18 protein-coding genes are annotated in these 17,244 nt (G+C 73.2%); 8 read left to right on the forward strand and 10 right to left on the reverse strand.

Features of this window, described 5'->3' with window-relative positions; genetic code table 11:
* Nucleotides 1-44: 44 nt before the first annotated feature.
* The 3 genes from IEY93_RS15845 to IEY93_RS15855 form a co-directional block, all read right to left on the reverse strand.
* A complete protein-coding gene (locus IEY93_RS15845) occupies nucleotides 45-587 on the reverse strand; it encodes an HIT family protein (protein WP_229691171.1) in 543 nt (180 codons plus the stop codon).
* Nucleotides 588-656: 69 nt separating this feature from the next.
* Nucleotides 657-2,624 (reverse strand): threonine--tRNA ligase, encoded by a 1,968-nt coding sequence (gene thrS / locus IEY93_RS15850; RefSeq protein WP_189163825.1) that lies wholly within the window; start codon nucleotides 2,622-2,624, stop codon nucleotides 657-659.
* Nucleotides 2,625-2,773: 149 nt separating this feature from the next.
* Complete coding sequence (locus IEY93_RS15855; protein ID WP_189163826.1) at nucleotides 2,774-3,391, reverse strand: glycoside hydrolase family 25 protein; 618 nt, start codon at nucleotides 3,389-3,391, stop codon at nucleotides 2,774-2,776.
* A 339-nt stretch (nucleotides 3,392-3,730) separates the two neighbouring features.
* Here IEY93_RS15855 and IEY93_RS15860 point away from each other — a divergent pair, with 339 nt between their 5' ends.
* The 4 genes from IEY93_RS15860 (at nucleotide 3,731) to IEY93_RS15875 (ending at nucleotide 7,228) form a co-directional block, all read left to right on the forward strand.
* On the forward strand, nucleotides 3,731-5,332 hold the full coding sequence (locus tag IEY93_RS15860; protein ID WP_189163827.1) for a bis-aminopropyl spermidine synthase family protein: 1,602 nt from the start codon (nucleotides 3,731-3,733) through the stop codon (nucleotides 5,330-5,332).
* 39 nt (nucleotides 5,333-5,371) lie between these two features.
* The gene (locus IEY93_RS15865; protein WP_189163828.1) at nucleotides 5,372-5,638 is read left to right on the forward strand and encodes a DUF1876 domain-containing protein; all 267 of its coding nucleotides are present in this window, start codon (nucleotides 5,372-5,374) and stop codon (nucleotides 5,636-5,638) included.
* Between the two features lie 160 nt (nucleotides 5,639-5,798).
* On the forward strand, nucleotides 5,799-6,227 hold the full coding sequence (locus IEY93_RS15870) for an Hsp20/alpha crystallin family protein (RefSeq protein ID WP_189163829.1): 429 nt from the start codon (nucleotides 5,799-5,801) through the stop codon (nucleotides 6,225-6,227).
* Between the two features lie 359 nt (nucleotides 6,228-6,586).
* Nucleotides 6,587-7,228: a response regulator transcription factor gene (locus IEY93_RS15875; protein WP_189163830.1), complete on the forward strand. Its 642-nt coding sequence runs from the start codon at nucleotides 6,587-6,589 to the stop codon at nucleotides 7,226-7,228.
* 215 nt (nucleotides 7,229-7,443) lie between these two features.
* On the opposite strand, the gene IEY93_RS15880 is transcribed toward IEY93_RS15875, so the two are convergent.
* The 6 genes from IEY93_RS15880 to IEY93_RS15905 form a co-directional block, all read right to left on the reverse strand.
* On the reverse strand, nucleotides 7,444-8,691 hold the full coding sequence (locus IEY93_RS15880; protein ID WP_189163831.1) for a GAF domain-containing protein: 1,248 nt from the start codon (nucleotides 8,689-8,691) through the stop codon (nucleotides 7,444-7,446).
* A gap of 89 nt (nucleotides 8,692-8,780) precedes the next feature.
* A complete protein-coding gene (locus IEY93_RS15885; RefSeq protein WP_189163832.1) occupies nucleotides 8,781-9,644 on the reverse strand; it encodes a universal stress protein in 864 nt (287 codons plus the stop codon).
* A 76-nt stretch (nucleotides 9,645-9,720) separates the two neighbouring features.
* Complete coding sequence (locus IEY93_RS15890) at nucleotides 9,721-10,383, reverse strand: CBS domain-containing protein (RefSeq protein WP_189163833.1); 663 nt, start codon at nucleotides 10,381-10,383, stop codon at nucleotides 9,721-9,723.
* Nucleotides 10,384-10,614: 231 nt separating this feature from the next.
* Nucleotides 10,615-11,790, reverse strand: coding sequence for a zinc-dependent alcohol dehydrogenase (locus tag IEY93_RS15895; protein WP_189163834.1), 1,176 nt, complete (start codon nucleotides 11,788-11,790; stop codon nucleotides 10,615-10,617).
* Nucleotides 11,787-12,260: a hypothetical protein gene (locus tag IEY93_RS15900; RefSeq protein WP_189163835.1), complete on the reverse strand. Its 474-nt coding sequence runs from the start codon at nucleotides 12,258-12,260 to the stop codon at nucleotides 11,787-11,789. The genes IEY93_RS15895 and IEY93_RS15900 overlap by 4 nt, the downstream gene beginning before the upstream one ends.
* A 1,108-nt stretch (nucleotides 12,261-13,368) precedes the next feature.
* Entirely contained in the window at nucleotides 13,369-13,704 is a 336-nt protein-coding gene (locus IEY93_RS15905; protein WP_189163836.1) for a histone-like nucleoid-structuring protein Lsr2, read from the reverse strand.
* Nucleotides 13,705-14,102: 398 nt separating this feature from the next.
* Here IEY93_RS15905 and IEY93_RS15910 point away from each other — a divergent pair, with 398 nt between their 5' ends.
* From IEY93_RS15910 to IEY93_RS15925, 4 genes are read left to right on the forward strand one after another with little or no spacing between them, the layout of a single operon-like run.
* Nucleotides 14,103-14,966: an NAD(+)/NADH kinase gene (locus tag IEY93_RS15910; protein WP_229691172.1), complete on the forward strand. Its 864-nt coding sequence runs from the start codon at nucleotides 14,103-14,105 to the stop codon at nucleotides 14,964-14,966.
* A 60-nt stretch (nucleotides 14,967-15,026) separates the two neighbouring features.
* Entirely contained in the window at nucleotides 15,027-15,446 is a 420-nt protein-coding gene (locus tag IEY93_RS15915) for a fluoride efflux transporter FluC (protein WP_189163837.1), read from the forward strand.
* Nucleotides 15,447-15,475: 29 nt separating this feature from the next.
* Nucleotides 15,476-15,829 (forward strand): DUF190 domain-containing protein, encoded by a 354-nt coding sequence (locus IEY93_RS15920; protein WP_229691173.1) that lies wholly within the window; start codon nucleotides 15,476-15,478, stop codon nucleotides 15,827-15,829.
* Between the two features lie 2 nt (nucleotides 15,830-15,831).
* Nucleotides 15,832-16,191, forward strand: coding sequence for a fluoride efflux transporter FluC (locus tag IEY93_RS15925; RefSeq protein WP_189163838.1), 360 nt, complete (start codon nucleotides 15,832-15,834; stop codon nucleotides 16,189-16,191).
* Between the two features lie 31 nt (nucleotides 16,192-16,222).
* On the opposite strand, the gene IEY93_RS15930 is transcribed toward IEY93_RS15925, so the two are convergent.
* Nucleotides 16,223-17,188 (reverse strand): alpha/beta hydrolase, encoded by a 966-nt coding sequence (locus IEY93_RS15930; protein ID WP_189163839.1) that lies wholly within the window; start codon nucleotides 17,186-17,188, stop codon nucleotides 16,223-16,225.
* Between the last annotated feature and the right edge of the window lie 56 nt (nucleotides 17,189-17,244).

Raw genomic sequence — 17,244 nt, forward strand, 5'->3', positions numbered from 1 at the left:
CCCCCGGTGAGAGCCGGGGGCGTCGGGCCGCTGGGCCGCGCCGGTCAGGCGGGCCAGGCGCCGGCGAGCAGTTCGCGGGTGTCCTGCAGGAGCTGCGGCAGCACCTTGGTGTGCCCGACCACCGGCATGAAGTTGGTGTCGCCGCCCCAGCGCGGCACGATGTGCTGGTGCAGGTGGGCGGCGATGCCCGCGCCCGCGACGTGGCCGAGGTTCATTCCGACGTTGAACCCCTGGGCCCCGCTGGCCTTGCGCAGCGCGAGCAGCGCGCGCTTGGTGAAGTCGGCCAGCTCGGCGGTCTCCCCCTCGTCCAGCTCGGTGTAGTCGGCGACGTGGCGGTAGGGCACCACCATCAGGTGGCCGGAGTTGTACGGGTAGAGGTTGAGCACGGCGAACACCGAGGAGCCGCGGGCGACGATCAGCCCTTCCTGGTCGCTCATCTTCGGGATCTCGCAGAACGGGCAGCCGTCACCGGGCCCGGTGCCGGTCGGCTTGTTCTCCCCCTTGATGTACGCCATGCGATGCGGGGTCCACAGACGCTGGAAGTGGTCGGGATCTCCCGCACCGGGCTGCTCAATCGGCTCCTGCATGCCATGCAGCATAGGACGAGGGCGACGGCGGCGCCTCCCCGGCACCGCCGTCGCCCCGGCGGCCTTCGATCAGACCTGGACGCGGCGCTCCACGGCGTCGACGATCTTCGCGATCGCCTCCTCCACCGGCACGCCGTTGTCCTGCTCGCCGCTGCGGTAGCGGAAGGAGACCGCGCCTGCGGCGATGTCCTCGTCGCCGGCCAGCAGCATGAACGGCACCTTGGACTTCTGCGCGTTGCGGATCTTCTTCTGCATGCGGTCGGCCGAGGAGTCCACCTCGACCCGGATGCCGCGTTCACGCAGCCGCGCGGCGACCTCCTCGAGGTAGGGCGCGTGGGCGTCGGCGATCGGGATGCCGACCACCTGCACCGGGGCCAGCCAGGGCGGGAACGCCCCGGCGTAGTGCTCGACCAGGACGCCGAAGAACCGCTCGATCGACCCGAACAGCGCCCGGTGGATCATGACCGGCCGCTGGCGTGCCCCGTCCGCTCCCTGGAACTCCAGCTCGAAGCGCTCGGGAAGGTTGAAGTCGAGCTGGATGGTCGACATCTGCCACGAGCGGCCGATGGCGTCCCGCGCCTGCACGGAGATCTTGGGACCGTAGAACGCCGCCCCACCGGGGTCGAGCACCAGCTCGAGCTTCTCGGACTCGGCGACCTCGCGCAGCGTCTCGGTGGCCTCCTCCCAGTCTTCGTCGGTGCCGACGAACTTGACCGGGTCCTTGGTGGACAGCTCCAGGTAGAAGTCGTCCAGGCCGTAGTCGCGCAGCAGGTCGAGCACGAAGCGCAGCAGCGAGGTCAGCTCGCCGCGCATCTGGTCGCGGGTGCAGTAGATGTGCGCGTCGTCCTGGGTGAGCCCGCGCACGCGGGTCAGGCCGTGCACCACGCCGGACTTCTCGTAGCGGTAGACGGTGCCGAACTCGAACAGCCGCAGCGGCAGCTCACGGTAGGACCGCCCGCGGGCCCGGAAGATCAGGTTGTGCATCGGGCAGTTCATCGGCTTGAGGTAGTAGCGCGCGCCCTCGAGCTCCATGGGCGGGAACATGCCGTCGGCGTACCAGTCGAGGTGGCCGGAGACCTGGTAGAGGTGCTCCTTGGTGATGTGCGGGGTGTTGACGAAGGAGTACCCGGCCTCTTCGTGCCGCTTGCGGGAGTAGTCCTCCATCAGCTTGCGGATCACCCCGCCCTTGGGGTGGAACACCGGCAGGCCGGAGCCCAGCTCGGGCGGGAAGGAGAACAGGTCGAGCTCGGCGCCGAGCTTGCGGTGGTCGCGCTTCTCGGCCTCCTCCAGCAGGCGCAGATATTCGTCCTGCTTGTCGCGGGACTCCCACGCGGTGCCGTAGATGCGCTGGAGCTGCGGGTTCTTCTCACTGCCCCGCCAGTAGGCCCCACCGGAGCGCATCAGCTTGAACGCCGGGATCACCCGGGTGGAGGGCAGGTGCGGCCCGCGGCACAGGTCCTTCCAGCACAGCTCGCCCGACTTGGGGTCGAGGTTGTCGTAGATGGTGAGCTGGCCGCCGCCGACCTCGACGCTCTCCTCGTCGGCGGCGCCGCCCTTCAGGCCGATGAGCTCCAGCTTGTAGGGCTCGGCGGCGAGCTCCTCGCGGGCGGCCTCGTCGCTGACCGGACGCCTGCTGAACAGCTGGCCCTGCTTGACGATCTCGCGCATGCGCTTCTCGACGCGCTTGAGGTCGTCGGGGGTGAAGGGCTCGGCCACGTCGAAGTCGTAGTAGAAGCCGTTCTCGACCGGCGGGCCGATGCCGAGCCGGGCCCCGGGGAAGATCTCCTGGACGGCCTGGGCCATGACGTGCGCGGTGGAGTGGCGCAGGATCGCCCGGCCCTCGCCGCTGTCGATGGTGATCGGCTCGACCACGTCGCCGTCCTCGACGACGGCGGCCAGGTCGCGCGGCTCGCCGTTGACGCGAGCGGCGATGACGGTGCGGCCGTCGGCCTCGAGTGCCTCGCCGGCCGTCGTGCCGCCCGCCACCACACGCTCGGCTCCGGCGAGGGTGATGCGTATTTCGAGGGCGGCAGACACGGTTGGCTCCAAGGAGGTGATGGGCTGTCGCGGACGCGTTCCGCTTGTCGTGCCGATGCTACCGGGAAACCGTGGCGCGTCACGCGGCACCGCGTGCTCCGCCCGCTCGCCCGGCGCCACCCCCTCCGGGGCTGCCCGCCGCCCTTCCTTCAGGCCTTGCGGCGGCGGTCCTCGACGGGCCGCAGGCCCAGCCCGGTCAGCTGGGCACGGGTGCCGCGGAAGACGTTGCGGTCGAGAGAGCCGTGCGCGTACTGGTGGATGGCCCAGCGCTCCCAGGGCGGCGGCACGACCGGCCGGCCCTTGGGATGGCTGGGGGCCGCGATCCACAGCGGGTAGTCCTGCAGGCCCGCGCAGTAGCCCTTCTTGGCGAAGGACAGGAAGGTGTAGATCAACGGCCGCACTCCGGTGACCACGCTGACGACGTAGCACCAGCGCCGGGCGAACGCGGCGACCCGGTGCGGCGGCAGGTGCCCGGAGCGCTCCAGGTCCAGCGCGATGAGGTCGCCGGCCCGCAGGCCGCCCGCCGCGTCGATCACGTCCAGGAAGTGGCGCACCTGGTCGTCGGGGTCGCCCTTGGGGTGGGCGAAGTGGTAGGCGCCGCACACCAGCCAGTTCTCCCGCATGGCCGCCCAGTTGCGGGCGAACCACTTGTCGGTGAAGCCGGTGCCCTCGGTGGCCTTGGCGAAGCCGAAGTCGACGCCGTCCCCCGCGTGCCTGCCCCAGTCGACGGAGCCCTGCCAGTTGGACACATCGATGCCGTGCAGCATGAAGCGATCCACTCCCCCGAAGCCGCCTCACCGAGAGTCTAGTGAGACCGGCTCCCGCGGCCCGGCGGGACACACCCCGGCCTGGCCAGGAGCATCTCAAGAACGACCGGTCCCCGGAGTCCCTGGGCCCTGGTGGCCTGCAGGGCCGCCGGGACCGGCGGGGCGCCACACCCGGGGCACGGGCAGGGCGGCCCGCACGGGCCTCGCGCACGAAGCGGCCTCGCAGGGGCTCGCGCCCAAGCGGTCGCGGGCGGAGCGGTACGCGGGGCCTGCCGGGGCACTGGATCCGCGGTTCGCGCGGGACGCGGCGGGCGGTGCGGTCACCGATAGGGTTGCGGGATGGAGCCCGACGGAGTGGCCAGGCTGCTGGCCGAGGCCGGGGTGGACGCCAGACGGCTGCGGGCGGCCCTTGAGCTGCTGTGCGACGGCGCCTGGTGGACGACGGCCGATCTGGTGCGCGAGAGCGCGACCTCCCGGCGCGGCGTCGAGGCGCTGCTCGGTGTGCTCGGCCCGCAGCGCGCGGAAGACCGGTTCCGGCTGGGCGAGGAGCAGGCACGCGCGTGCCGCGCGCTGCTCGGCGGCGGCTTCCCCGCGGCGGCCGATCCGGTCGCCCACCTGCTGCCCGCGCACGCCGGCGTCGTTGCGCGGATGCGCGAACTGATCGAGACCGGGCCGCGGGCCCGGCGGGCGCTGGACCACGTGGCCGCGACGCCCGAGACCGTCGTGCGCAGGGCGCTGCTGCTGGGCGCCCGGTTCTGGCTGCCCGGGGCGCGGCTGCTGTGCGTGGGCGACCACGACCTGACCTCGCTCGCGGTCGCCATGATCCACCCGGGCGTCCAGGTGACCGTGGTGGACGTCGACGACCGCATCCTGGCCCACATCGACGGCCAGGCCCGGCGGCTCGGCCTGGACGTACGCGCCCGGTGGGCCGACCTGCGGCTCGGCCTGCCGCCCTCGGCCCATGGCCAGGCCGACCTGGCGATCACCGACCCGCCCTACACCCCCGAGGGCGTCGGGCTGTTCGTGGCCAGGGCGGTCGAAGGGCTGGCCGATCCCGAGCGCGGACGGGTGCTGCTGGCGTACGGGGTGAGCGAGCGCACGCCGATGCTCGCACTGAAGGTGCAGAATGCCCTGCACGCCCTCAACCTCGTGCTTGAGGCGATGTATCCAGACTTCAACCGCTATTTCGGCGCGGAGGCCATCGGCTCGGCCGCCGACCTGTACGTGCTGCGCCCCACCACCAAGACACGTCCGGCGGTGGCCGCCCGGGTCGAGGGCTACGGCACGGCGATCTACACCCACGGTCCGCAGTCGGTGGAGACGGCCCGGCCGGCCGGCGCGCGACCGGCAGGGCCGGCGTCCCTGCTGGACGAGGGGTTCGCGCCGGAGGTGCTGGTGGGCGACTGGCCCAAGGACGTGCTGCCGCGGCTGCCGCGGGCCAGGCCCGCGACCTGGCTCGCCAAGCCGTACGCCTCATCGCCGGACCGGGTGGCGATCGCCCTGCCGGCCGGGCTGGAGGCCGCCCTGCCCCGCCTGCTGCTGGCCACTCGCGCCCGGCACGTGCGCGCCTTCCTCGCCGCGCCCGGCCCTTCCCTGGTGTCCGCGCTCTCCGCGCTGTCCCCGGTGTACGAGATCGCCGTCCAGGGGCAGGCGGTGGACGCCGTGCGGCTGCCGCCCGCGCAGGACGAGGCCGGGCGCCTGGTGCGCGCCGTGCTGGACAACGCGCACGGCAAGGTCGCCAACACCTGGCGTGAGGCGCTGATCAGAGCCCGCGGCCACCTCACCAAGCGCCAGGCCAGGGCGCTCGTCACCGCGACGGCGCCCTGGGCGGCCGAGGCGACGCCGCTGGAGCTGCCCGCGCACCTGCTGCGCGAGCTCCCGGTGGCGGTCGCCGCCTCGCTGCGCGAGGCCGGGGTGACGTCGGAGCGCGCCGGCGGGTGAGAGATGGTGGAGGGAGGACACCGAAGGGAGGTCCCCCTCATGCAGGTCAAGCAGTGGACCGTCGAGGTCCAGATCACCGAGGACGACAACGACGACCGCACCGTCGCGCGGGCCGTGCTGCTCACGCCCGACGGCACGCGGCACGAGAGCGTCGGGTACGCCCGCCGCAACCCGATCGACCGGCCGATCCCCGACATCGGCGACGAACTGGCCGCCGGGCGGGCGCTCGCCGACCTCGCGGGCAAGCTCACCGAGGACGCCGCCGAGGACGTCGCGCAGATGGCCGGGCCGGCCGGGCGCACCTGACCGTCCGCACGCCGGGGAACGCCGCCGCGGGCGCGCGCCCGTCGCGGCGGGGCGGCGGGGCGAACGTCCTGGCCATTCGGGACCTCCGCCCGTGACCGCCGCCCCCCGCTCCGGCGTGGGATGGAGGTGTAGGTCGAAGAGAAGACCCAGGGAGGTTCTCATGGCCATGCCGACGCGCAGGGGGTCCAGAGGGCTGGTACCCGATCTGCTGGACTGGCTGGAGACGCCGTTCACCGGTGGCGGCCGGCCGTTCTACACCGGCCAGATGGTGCGGTTCGAGGACACCGTCCGGGACGGCCACTACATCGTCCGCGCCGAGCTGCCCGGCATCGACCCCGACCAGGACGTCGAGGTGCTCGTCGCGGGCGGCATGCTGACCATCCACGGTGAGCGCAAGGAGGAACGGTCGGAGGCCCACCGCACGGAGTTCAGGTACGGCGAGTTCAGCCGCTCGGTCCCGCTGCCCCCCAACGCGGGCGAGAAGGACGTCAGGGCGACCTATCACGACGGCATCCTGGAGGTGGACATCCCGCTGGCGGAGGAGCAGCAGCCCGAGAGCAAGCGCGTGCCGATCGAGAAGGCGCCCTAGCCGGTGGGGCCGGTGTGCGCCGGGTGCCCGCCGCAGGCCGGCACCGGGGCCCGCCGTACTCCGTCCCGCCGGCGCGGCGCCGAAGACGGGAGCCATCGCGGGCGGAACGAACCGGCCGGTGAACACCGCACCGCCGGGGCGGCTCTCACCCGCCCCGGCGCCCAGCGGTGGAGGCTTGCCGAGACTCATGCGCGGCGACGCCGCTCATGCCGGGCGGTATCACTCACCGCCGGCGGCGGGCGGCGGTGGGTCAGGTGGGGCGTCTTCGCCCCGGCAACCGGGCCGCATGGGCGAGAGGTCCACTGAACTGGGACTTTGGTCCCTTCCGCGTGCTCGGCGTGGATCAATAGGGTCGCCTTATGATTCGCGTGTTCCTTCTGGACGATCATGAGGTGGTGCGGCGGGGGGTGGCCGCGCTGCTCTCGTCCGAGGGCGACATGGAGATCGTCGGGGAGGCCGGCACGGCCGAGCAGGCTCTGGCCCGCATCCCCGCGCTCAAGCCCGACGTGGCCGTGCTCGACGTCCGCCTGCCGGACGGCAACGGCGTCGAGGTGTGCCGCGAGGTGCGGTCGAGGACGCCCGGGGTGGCGTGCCTGATGCTGACCTCCTTCGCCGACGACGACGCGCTGTTCGACGCCGTGATGGCGGGCGCGGCCGGGTACGTGCTCAAGCAGATCCACGGCTCGGACCTGGTCGGGGCGGTACGGACCGTCGCGGGCGGCCAGTCGCTGCTCGATCCGGAGACGACCGCGTCGATGTTGCGGCGCCTGCGCGACCAGGCGGTGAAGAAGAGCCCGCTGGCGGCGCTGACCGGCCAGGAGCGGCACATCCTGGAGCTCATCGGCGAGGGCATGACCAACCGGCAGATCGGCGAGAAGCTGTTCCTGGCCGAGAAGACCGTCAAGAACTACGTCTCCAACCTGCTGGCCAAGCTCGACATGCAGCGCCGCACGCAGGCGGCGGCCCTGGCGGCCCAGCTCAAGGCCGAACGCCACGACTGACCCGCCGGCTCCGCCCGCCACACCCTCCGGCGGACGTCCCTCCCAGGGGACGTGCGTCATGCCATGCGGCCCATCGGGACCTACGGGACGACCGGAACATGGGAGAAGGACCGTACGCTCCAGCGGCCGGCCCAGCCGAACAAGCAAGGGCATGTCCCGGAACGTGGGCCCTTCCTCCGTCCGGGAGCGGTGAAGATCGGCGCGAAGCCGGGCGGTCAGCGGCTTTCGGGGGCCGAGGTGTGGCGCCAGGTCATGCGGGCACCGATCGGCGGCGCTCCGGAGCCGGCCGGGCGCTGCAGCGCGAAGATCGTGGCGCGGATCCGCCGGATGGTGGCGTCCAGCTCGTCGACCGCGCGCCGCACCCGGCAGGACGCCTCGGGCCGGTCGATCAGGCGCAGCGCGCCCATCAGCGTCATCGCCACGCCGAACAGCCGCTGGATCACCACGTCGTGCAGGTCCTTGGCGATGCGGTCGCGGTCCTCCAGCAGCCGCAGCCGCTCGGCGTCGGCGCGGGCCTCGGCCAGCTCCAGCGCGAGTGAGGCCTGCCCGGCGAAGGAGCACAGCATGCGCACGTGCGGCCGGTCGAAGGGCGCCCGGCCGGGACGCCTGGCGAGCGACAGCACTCCGCGCGGCGCACCCGGCGTGCCGAGCGGCACGGCGACGGCCGGCCCGGCCGGGAAGGGGTGGTGCGCCTCCGGCGTCCCGGCGGTGGCGGGGCCGGCGACGACGACCGGCTCGCCCGCGGTGAACGCCCGCCCGGCCGGCGAGCCGGTGACCGCGACCTCCACCGGGGCGAGCCTGCCGTCCGGCACTCCGTCGGCGGCGGCGACGCGCAGCCGGGTGCCACCGGCGCACGGGAGCAGCACCGCGGCGGCGTCCGCACCGGTCATCTCACGCGCCCGCCGGGCCACCAGCGCGAGCACCTCGGTCGCGCCGGCTCCGGACAGCAGGGTGGTGGTGACCTCCGATGACGCCCGCAGCCACACCTCGCGCCTGCGGCTCTCCTCGTACATTCTGGCGTTGTCGATCGCCACGCCCGCGGCCGCGGCCAGGGTGGCGACCATGGCGGCGTCCTCCTTGCCGAAGTCGCCGCCACCGTGCCTGCCCCCGAGGTAGAGGGTGCCGAGAACCTCGTCGCGGACGGTGACCGGCACACTGAGGAAGGCGTGCTCGAACGGACCCGGGGCAGGGCGGGTTCCCGGACCGGCGGGCGGCCACCACACGGGGGCCTCATCGCCGCCGGTCAGCTCCAGCGCTCCGTAAGCGGCGCCGACCAGGGCGGTGGCCGTCTGCACGACGCGGCGCACGACGGTCCGCTGGTCCAGGTCGCCGCCGACCGAGACGACGGCCTCCAGCAGCTCGCGGACGCGGTCGCGGTGGGCGGGCGCGGTGGGCGGCCGGGCCCGCGGCTCCGGCAGCGAGTCCTGCCGCCCGGGCTGCGGGCGTGGATGGATCTGCGCCATACAGGGAGTGTCCCCATCGGAGCTATCGGACGAATCCCCACAAAAGGGATGCCCGATATCTTTACCTGCTATCTCCGCAAAATTGCCGCTCAGTGCGGTGAGGGGACGATCGCGACCGGGCAGTGCGCGCGCCGCAGCACTCCGTGCCGCACCGGGCCGATGCCGCCCGCGCCCAGCTCGTCCCCGTGCGGGCCCGACCCCACCACGACGATGTCGGCCCGCCGGGAGGCCCGCGCCAGCACCGGGACCGGATGCCCGCGCACGGCGCGCTCACCGACCTGCACCCCCTCGAACCGTTCACGCCAGACGGCGACGCGCAGCCGCACCTCGCGGGTCACCTCACCCAGCGCCTCGGCCAGGCCGCCCGCGGTGGCGGTGGCGTACGGCGAGAACGGCGGCGAACTCCAGGCGTGCAGGACGCGCACCCGCGCCCCGCGCAGTTCCGCCTCCCGAAGGGCGTACCCCATGGCCGCCTCCGCAGCAGGCGAGCCGTCGTACCCGACGACGATCTCCCCGTACCGGACGGGCGGGTGCCGGCGGACCACGACCACCGGCGCCGCCGAGCGCGCGGCGACCGCGCGGCCCACCGAGCCGAGCACCGCCCCGGCGAAGCCGCCGAGCCCTCTGCTGCCCAGGATGAGTTCTTCGGCGTCCTCGGACTCGCCGGCCAGCCGCTCCGCCGCGGCCCCGGTGACCATCGCCGCGCTGACCTCGACCCCGGGCGCGTAGCGGCGGGTCCACTCGACGGTCGCGGCCAGCACCGACCGCCAGTAGGCCGGCAGCGCGTCCCGGAACCAGGGCGCCGCCCGGTACGGATAGTCCCAGGTCCACGGCTCACGCACGTGCACGATGCGCAGCCGGGCGCCCCGCCGCTTCGCGTCGTCGGCCGCCCACTCCACCGCCGCCGCGGCCGACGGTGAGCCGTCCACCCCGACGACGATCCGTCCGGCCATGGCGCACCTCCCCTTCCACCATCACACGCGGGCGCGCGGCCCCGCGACGCGGGGGGACGGGCAGGGTTCGTCACAGCTACAGCGGAGGCGCGCCTACCAGGTCGTCGGCGGCGAAGCCGAGCCGGTCGTCCACCTCGATGACGCCGTCCACCGCGTGCACGGCGTCCACCACCCGCGGGATCTGCGAGCGCAGCGGGACCGTGCCCGACAGCGACACCAGGCCGTGCTCCACCACGACGGACAGGCCATCGGGGTCGGCGCCCGCGCGGCGGACGGCCTGTTCGACGTCGGCCCGCACGTCGGCGAGCGGGCGGACGAAGATCTTGAGCAGGTCGGCCTGGTGGACGGTGCCGGTGATCCTCCCGCTGACCTCGTCCACGACGGGGAGCTGCCTGATCCGGTGCTGGTGCATGAGCCGCGCCGCCTGCCCGACCGAGGTGCCCTCGGTGACGGTGATGGCGGGGCTGGTCATCACCTGGGCGGCCGTGCCGCCGGCCGCCTTGGCGTGCTCCCTGCGCCTGCCGCGGCTTTCGAAGAAGGCGCCCACCCGCTCGGCGTCGATCTCCTTCAGCAGCAGGTCGTCGGCGGAGACCACCCCGACCGGCCGCCGTTCGCCGTCGACGACCGCGACGGCTCCCACCTTGAAGCGGCGCATCGTCTCCACCACATCGGCGAACGAGGTGTCCAGCCTCACCGCGATGGCGACCCTCCCCATGACGTCGCCGACCTTCATGATCATCGCTGCCTCCCCTGGTCACCGCCCTTGATTCGAGCATCGCCGCAGGCCGGAGGCGTCCGTCACCGGCGAAGGTCCCCAGGTGGCGGGGACCTTGGCCTCGCCCCTGACCAGGACCGGCGCAAAGCGAGGCCGGCGACGCGCGCAGGACGAGGGGCCGGCGCCGCCCGCGGCGGCACCGGCCCCCTTCGCCCGATCAACGGGAGCGCGGAGCCGTTGGCCCCGCCGGCCCGGTCAGGCCCAGGGACGGAAGACCGCGCGCACGCAGCCGTCCTTCTTGTTCTTGAACAGGTCGTAGCCCCTCGGCGCCTCGTACAGCGGCATGGTGTGCGTCGCCATGTGCGCCAGCCGCAGCTCTCCCCGTGAGACGAGGTCGAGAAGCCTCGGCACGTAGCGCTGCCCGTGCTGCTGGGCGGCCCGGAACGTCAGCCCCTTGTTCATGATCGCGCCGAGCGGGAACTTGTCGACCAGCCCGGCGAAGACGCCGAGCACGAAGACCGAGCCGCCCTTGCGGCAGGCGTAGATGGCCTCGCGCACCGCGACCGGCCGGTCGAGTTCCAGCCCCATCCGCTGCTTGACCTTGTCGTACAGGTGATGCGGCCCGGCGCTGTGCGCCTCCATGCCCACCGCCTCGATGCACACGTCGGGTCCCCGGCCGCCGGAGCGCTCCAGCAACTCGGCGATCACGTCCGTGCGGGTGTAGTCGATCGTCTCCGCGCCGACGTGGCGCTCGGTCATCGTCAGGCGTTCGGGATAGCGGTCGATGGCGATGACCCGCTCGGCGCCGAGGAGCATCGCCGCGCGCGCCGCGACCTGGCCGACCGCGCCGCAGCCCCAGACGGCGACGACGTCACCGGGCTTGACCCCGCCGAGCTCCGCGCCCATCCAGCCGGTCGGCGCGGCGTCCGAGCAGAACAGCGCGTCCAGGTCGCTCACCTCGTCGGGCACCGAGAAGGCGCCGAAGTCGGCGAACGGGACGCGCACGTACTGCGCGTGGCTCCCCTTGTACTCCCCCATGGCGTGGGAGTAGCCGTAGATCCCGCCGGGCGCCCGGCCGTAGAGCATCTCGCCGATCGCCGGGTTGGTGTTGCTGTTGTCGCAGGCGGACCACAGATCGTTCTCGCAGTACCAGCACCGCCCGCAGCCGATGAACGAGGTGACCACGACCCGGTCGCCGACCTTGTGCCTGCGCACCTCGGGACCCACCTCGACGATCTCGCCGAGGAACTCGTGCCCGATCACGTCACCCGCCCGCATCGCCGGGATGTAGCCGCCCAGCAGGTGCAGGTCGGAGCCGCAGGTGGTGGTGAGGCCGACCTTGACGATGGCGTCCTGGTCGTTGATGACGCGCGGGTCGGGGACGTTCTCCACCGACAGTTCGTTCACGCCCTGCCAGCACAGTGCCTTCACAGCCGCCCCTCTCCGCCCGCGCGCTCCACCGCGAGGTCCACGAGCCTGCCCGCGGGGGTGGGCCTGGTCGTCACCGTCTTGTCCGCCCGCAGCACCTCACCGGTCTCGACCAGGCACCTGGACTCTCGAAGCGCCCTGCGCACGGCTTGGCGCGGGTCCTCGCCGCCCAGCCGGGCGAGCACCTCGGTGACGCCCGTGGGCACCGGCGCGAGCGGCCGGGCGGCCAGCTCGGTGCCGCGCCCGCCGGGCGCCTCGCGCACCCGCACCTCGACGGCGTCGCCCAGCCGCGCCAGCGGCTCGGGAAGCCGCCCGCCGGGCACCACCTCGTCGGGACGCCGGTTGACGGTGACCACCAGCCAGCGGCTCGCCGCCCGCCTCGTCCGGGCGGTGGTGCGGCGCGACGAGAGCCAGCGCCATGCGCCGACTCCGGCTCCGCCGAGCGCCGCCGCCCCCAGAACAGCACGTTTCATTGCCCTCTCCCCCTCGACGGACAACTGCTCCGATGGCTACCCGTTCCCACCCAGGGCTACCTCGGGCACCGGGCACTTGAGGAGGAGTTGACGCCGCACAGATCGAGGCGTGGGCGCCGGAGGCCGCGGGACATCGCGGCATCGCCCGGCGTGGCCGGGGTACCGGCCACGGACAGGTCACCGGCGGCCCGTCCGCGATGCGAAAAGTTCGACATTGGCGGGTACCGCGGGCGGGAACGGGGCCGGCTTTCGAGCGGGGCGGGCACGCCCGGCAATACCTGCGATGTGGCATTGCGTTATGGAACGATCGCTGGAAGGTGACGCAATGTGCCGGGGCCGAGGGCGGCGAATGTCCGCAAGCGGACAGCCGGCGGCCCGCCGGGCGACCGGCGAAATGCCAGGACAATCACCGGCGTCCGGGACCGGCGCATTAGGGCTACCGGCCGGGCCCCCGGTCGCCCGGGGCGGCCACGGCAATGACGGCGCCGGGCCTGCCGAGTAGGCACGGCGCGGCCCGTTGATAGCCGGTATCGGGCGGCGGGAGGCCCGTTATCGCAAGATGGTGACGGGCCGGCACCGGTGCCGTCAAGCGCCGGATGTGGTCGGCGCGGACGGTATTGGCACGAGCACCGCCCGCGGGCATACCCGACGCTCGGGTGCACCGAGACGCGGGAGCTCTTGTGAAGCCGCGATCGGTGCCCTCTCACGCCTGTTAAGCGCGGAAAGCGACCCTGCTTGAGGGGTGCGGCCTGCCACTGATTTCCGGGAACTCCTCCAGAGCCGGGCGGGCGGCACGGGTAACACGTTGCCACGGTAAGGAATAGTGCTCATAGTGACAAAATCGATGAAGTCGGCACTACTCCGTCGCGAATGACGACCCGCGAGCGCGCGGACGAACCGGACGCACCGGCCCGCACGGGCACCGCGGATCCGCAGGTCGGACCCGTCGCCCGTCGGCGGCTGAGCTCGGGCGGGGCCGTCCTCCCCACTCGGACGGCCTCTGCCCGCTGCGAGCACGGCCACCGCAAAGGCGGTCGGCGTACCGGGATCCGGGCGGGCGGATCACCTGCTCGCCGGGCGGTTAAACCTGGCGCGAGGGGTTAATCTTTCACTGCGCCGCTTCGTACTGCGCCACGATGTGCGAGGCGATGCGGCCACGCTCGCTGACGTTCAGGCCGTGCGCCTTGGCCCAGGCCCTGATCTCCGAGCTTTTGTCGCGGGCGGAACGCTGGGTGCCGCCCCGCTTGCGACCGCCCCGCGCGGGGGCGGTGTCGGCCCGGCGGGCGCTGCTGACGAAAGGCGAAAGCGCCTCGCGGAGATTCCTGGCGTTTTTGTCGTTCAGATCGATCTCGTACTGGGTGCCGTCAATCGCGAAGGACACCGTCTCTTTTGCTTCGCCACCTTCCAGGTCGTCGATGAGAAGCGTCTGGATCTGCGTCGCCATCTCCACTCCTTATCCCCAGGGTTAGTTGAACACGACAAGAATATACCCGGTTTCCGCCGTCGCCCACGCGTGGAACTGGAGGACGCATTGGCGCGCGCTCGGCCTAACTTAGCGGGTTTCCGGCCTCCGCTCGGTTTATCTGCGCGGACGGACGCCCGGATGCCGTCGCGACGGCCCGCATCGCCGCCCCAAACTGGTGTCAGCACTACTGAAATAGGTCATCCCGGATAGCGCCGACTACAGACCGCCCGCCACAGGTCGCGTTTCGGGCACGCGCGGCGACACTGCGCGACAACACGCACGGCGCGGTGAAGGCGGGGGAACAGGCGCGGAGCATCACCCGGCGCGAGGAGGAGGGGCGGCATGAGGAGGGCCCGGGCCCCCGTACAGTTGCGTCCATGGGGATGGTCAAGACCGTAGGGCTGGTGCTGCACCCGCAGCGGGACTCCAAGGAGGCCATCGACACGATCGTCGAGTGGGCCCGCACCAGAGACGTCACGGTGCTCGGCCTGCCGGACGAGGTGGGCCGCATCGACTGCAGCGCCGTACGCGTCGACGCCGCCACCCTCGCCGAGCGGGCCGACCTGCTGGTCAGCCTGGGCGGTGACGGCACCATGCTCCGCACCATGCGGCTGGCCTCGGGGCGCTCGACCCCCGTTCTCGGAGTCAACCTCGGCAAGCTGGGCTTCCTCGCCGAGATCGACGTCGCGGAGCTGCCGCCGGCGCTGTCGGCCATCGACAACCACCATTTCACCGTCGAGCCCCGCATGGCGGTGCGCGCGGCGCTGCCGGGCGACCAGACCGTGACCGCGTTCAACGACATCGCCCTCGTACGCATCCCGGGCGACCGGCTCTCGGCGGTGGCGATCTCGGTGGCCGGCGATCCGTTCGTCCGCTACGCCTCCGACGCGGTCATCGTGGCCACCTCCACCGGCTCGACCGCCTACAACTTCTCCGCCGGAGGTCCGCTGGTCTCCCCGCTGGTCGAGGGCTTCCTGGTGGTGCCGGCCGCGGCGCACTCGTCCTTCAACCGGGCTCTGGTGCTGTCGGCCGACGAGGTGGTCACCCTGGAGCTGCTCCCGGCCAGCGGGCAGCTGGCCATCGAGGTGGACGGCTCGGTGGCCGGGCGGCTGTCACCCGGCGACCACCTCACCGTGAGCGCGATGCGCGCGGCCGGCCGGGTGGTCCGGCTCGGCACCACGAGCTTCTACGAGCGGGCCCGGCGCAAGCTGCGGGTCAGCGGCAGCGCCGAGGTCGACTAGCCCCGTCCTTCCGGGGCCTTGAGTCCGGGAGGACGCGCCGGCTTCGCTAGGGTCGGTTCCATGCCTGCGCCGCCGGTCCCCTGGGCCACGCTCGCCGCGATCTCGGCGGGCGGAGTGCTCGGCGCCCTGGCCCGGTTCGGCCTGGGCCTGGCCTTTCCGGTCGCACCCGGCGGCTTCCCCTGGACGACGTTCGCCATCAATGTCACCGGCTGCCTGCTCATCGGGATCCTGATGACCACGATCGGCGAACTCGGCCAGGTCCATCGGTTGCTGCGCCCCTTCTTCGGCACCGGGGTGCTCGGCGGGTTCACCACCTTCTCGGGGTACGTCGTGGACATCGGCCGCACCGCCGCGAGCGGCGAGCCGGTCACCGCGCTCGCCTACCTGGCCGGCACGGTGGTCTGCGCCGTCCTCGCGGTGTACGCCGGGGCCGTGCTCACCCGCGCGGCCCTGCGGGTGATCCGGGCGGGGCGGCCATGATCGGCGGCCGTGCGGAGGAGGAAGGCGCGATGGACGTGAGCATGAAGATCGAGCAGCCGGCCGTCCGCCTGTCCGTCTTCGTCGGCGAGTCCGACCAGTGGCACCACCGGCCGCTCTACCACGAGATCGTGCGCAGGGCACATGAGGCCGGGCTGGCCGGGGCGAGCGTCGTGCGCGGCATCGAGGGCTACGGCGCCGGCTCGCGCATCCACACCTCGCGCATCCTGTCGCTGTCGGAGGACCTCCCCATCCTGATCATCATCGTGGACGCCGAGGAGCGCATCCGCGCCTTCCTCCCCCAGCTCGACGAGCTGGTCACCGAAGGCCTGGTGGTCCTCGACCCGGTCGAGGTGATCCGCTACGTCGGCGGGACGCCCTCGTGATCGTGACCGTGCTTCTCGTGGCCGCCGGCGCCGCCGTGGGCGCCCCCCTGCGCTACCTGACCGACCTCGCCGTCCAGGGCCTGCACGACGCGGCCTTCCCCTTCGGCACGCTGACCGTCAACGTGGCCGGCTCGGCGCTGCTCGGCTTCCTCGCCGCGCTGCCGGCCGGTGACGGGGTGATGGCGCTGCTCGGCAGCGGGTTCTGCGGCGCGCTCAGCACGTACTCGACGTTCGGCTACGAGACGCTGCGCCTGGCCCAGAACGGCGGGCGGCTGCCCGCCGTGCTGAACGTGGCCGTGAGCGTGGCGGCCGGGCTCGCCGCCGGGGGCTGCGGCGCGCTGCTGGCCCGCCTACTGGCCTGACCTCGGCTCGCCGGCGGGCGGAGCGGCGTCCTCAGCGGGCGAACGCGCGGCGCAGTGCGGCCAGACGCCGCGCGGCGGCCGCGCGGCTGAGCTCGGCGCCGGGCACCAGCGCGTCGAAGCCGTGGAAGGCCCCGGGATACAGGTGCAACTCGGTGGACACCCCCGCCTGGACCAGGCGGGCGGCGTAACCGAGGCATTCGTCGCGGAAGATCTCCAGCTCGCCGACGTCGAGATAGGCCGGCGGCAGCCCTGAGAGGTCCTCCGCTCTGGCGGGCGCCGCGTACGGCGAGACCTGTGCGCCGCCGGCCGCCTCCCCCAGCAGCGCGCGCCAGCCGAAGGTGTTGGCGGCGCGGTTCCACATGACGGCGTCCTCGAACGCCCGGGACGAGGGGGTCGTGCCGCGGTCGTCGAGCATCGGGGACAGCAGAAGCTGGAAGGCGACCGCAGGCGTGCCGCGGTCGCGGGCCAGCAGGGCGATGGCCGCCGCCAGGCCGCCCCCCGCGCTCGAGCCGCCGACGGCGACGCGGCCGGGGTCGACGCCGAGGTCGCCCGCGTTCTTGGCCGTCCACACCAGGCCGGCGTAGCAGTCCTCGACCGGGGCGGGGTGCGGGTGCTCGGGCGCCAGGCGGTACTCCACCGACACCGCGACGCAGCCGGTCTCCCCGGCGATGGCGGACAGCCGGGCGTCCTCCATCTCCAGCAGGCCGAGGACCATGCCGCCGCCGTGCATCCAGTACAGGCACGGCAGCGCGCCGCCCCGCCCGCGCGGCCGGTAGACGCGGACCCGGATCTCGGGCGCGCCGTCCGGCCCGGGGACCCGATGGTCCTCCACCGTGACGGCGCCCGCCGGCCGCGGCGCGGAGGTGAACCCGGTGGCCATGCGGCGGCGCAGCTCGGGCAGCTCGTCCGGGGACAACCGGGCGAAGTCGACCGGCGGCACGAACGCGCGGGACAGCCCCACGGCCAGCTCGGGGTCGGTGTTCGGGTGCAGCGGCATGCGGGTCACCTCGTGGGATCCGCCGCCCGCGGGGCGCGGCCCACTGGCGGGCGGTG

It is taken from the genome of Sphaerisporangium melleum (genome assembly GCF_014646695.1).
Taxonomy (GTDB): domain Bacteria; phylum Actinomycetota; class Actinomycetes; order Streptosporangiales; family Streptosporangiaceae; genus Sphaerisporangium; species Sphaerisporangium melleum.

Excerpts from the sequence above, each read along its gene's own strand:
- IEY93_RS15845 (WP_229691171.1), bottom strand. The coding sequence starts at position 587 with ATGCAGGAGCCGATTGAGCAGCCCGGTGCGGGAGATCCCGACCACTTC.
- IEY93_RS15855 (WP_189163826.1), bottom strand. The coding sequence starts at position 3,391 with ATGCTGCACGGCATCGATGTGTCCAACTGGCAGGGCTCCGTCGACTGG.
- IEY93_RS15860 (WP_189163827.1), top strand. The coding sequence starts at position 3,731 with ATGGAGCCCGACGGAGTGGCCAGGCTGCTGGCCGAGGCCGGGGTGGAC.
- IEY93_RS15865 (WP_189163828.1), top strand. The coding sequence starts at position 5,372 with ATGCAGGTCAAGCAGTGGACCGTCGAGGTCCAGATCACCGAGGACGAC.
- IEY93_RS15870 (WP_189163829.1), top strand. The coding sequence starts at position 5,799 with ATGGCCATGCCGACGCGCAGGGGGTCCAGAGGGCTGGTACCCGATCTG.
- IEY93_RS15875 (WP_189163830.1), top strand. The coding sequence starts at position 6,587 with ATGATTCGCGTGTTCCTTCTGGACGATCATGAGGTGGTGCGGCGGGGG.
- IEY93_RS15880 (WP_189163831.1), bottom strand. The coding sequence starts at position 8,691 with ATGGCGCAGATCCATCCACGCCCGCAGCCCGGGCGGCAGGACTCGCTG.
- IEY93_RS15885 (WP_189163832.1), bottom strand. The coding sequence starts at position 9,644 with ATGGCCGGACGGATCGTCGTCGGGGTGGACGGCTCACCGTCGGCCGCG.
- IEY93_RS15890 (WP_189163833.1), bottom strand. The coding sequence starts at position 10,383 with ATGATCATGAAGGTCGGCGACGTCATGGGGAGGGTCGCCATCGCGGTG.
- IEY93_RS15900 (WP_189163835.1), bottom strand. The coding sequence starts at position 12,260 with ATGAAACGTGCTGTTCTGGGGGCGGCGGCGCTCGGCGGAGCCGGAGTC.
- IEY93_RS15905 (WP_189163836.1), bottom strand. The coding sequence starts at position 13,704 with ATGGCGACGCAGATCCAGACGCTTCTCATCGACGACCTGGAAGGTGGC.
- IEY93_RS15910 (WP_229691172.1), top strand. The coding sequence starts at position 14,103 with ATGGGGATGGTCAAGACCGTAGGGCTGGTGCTGCACCCGCAGCGGGAC.
- IEY93_RS15915 (WP_189163837.1), top strand. The coding sequence starts at position 15,027 with ATGCCTGCGCCGCCGGTCCCCTGGGCCACGCTCGCCGCGATCTCGGCG.
- IEY93_RS15920 (WP_229691173.1), top strand. The coding sequence starts at position 15,476 with ATGGACGTGAGCATGAAGATCGAGCAGCCGGCCGTCCGCCTGTCCGTC.
- IEY93_RS15930 (WP_189163839.1), bottom strand. The coding sequence starts at position 17,188 with ATGCCGCTGCACCCGAACACCGACCCCGAGCTGGCCGTGGGGCTGTCC.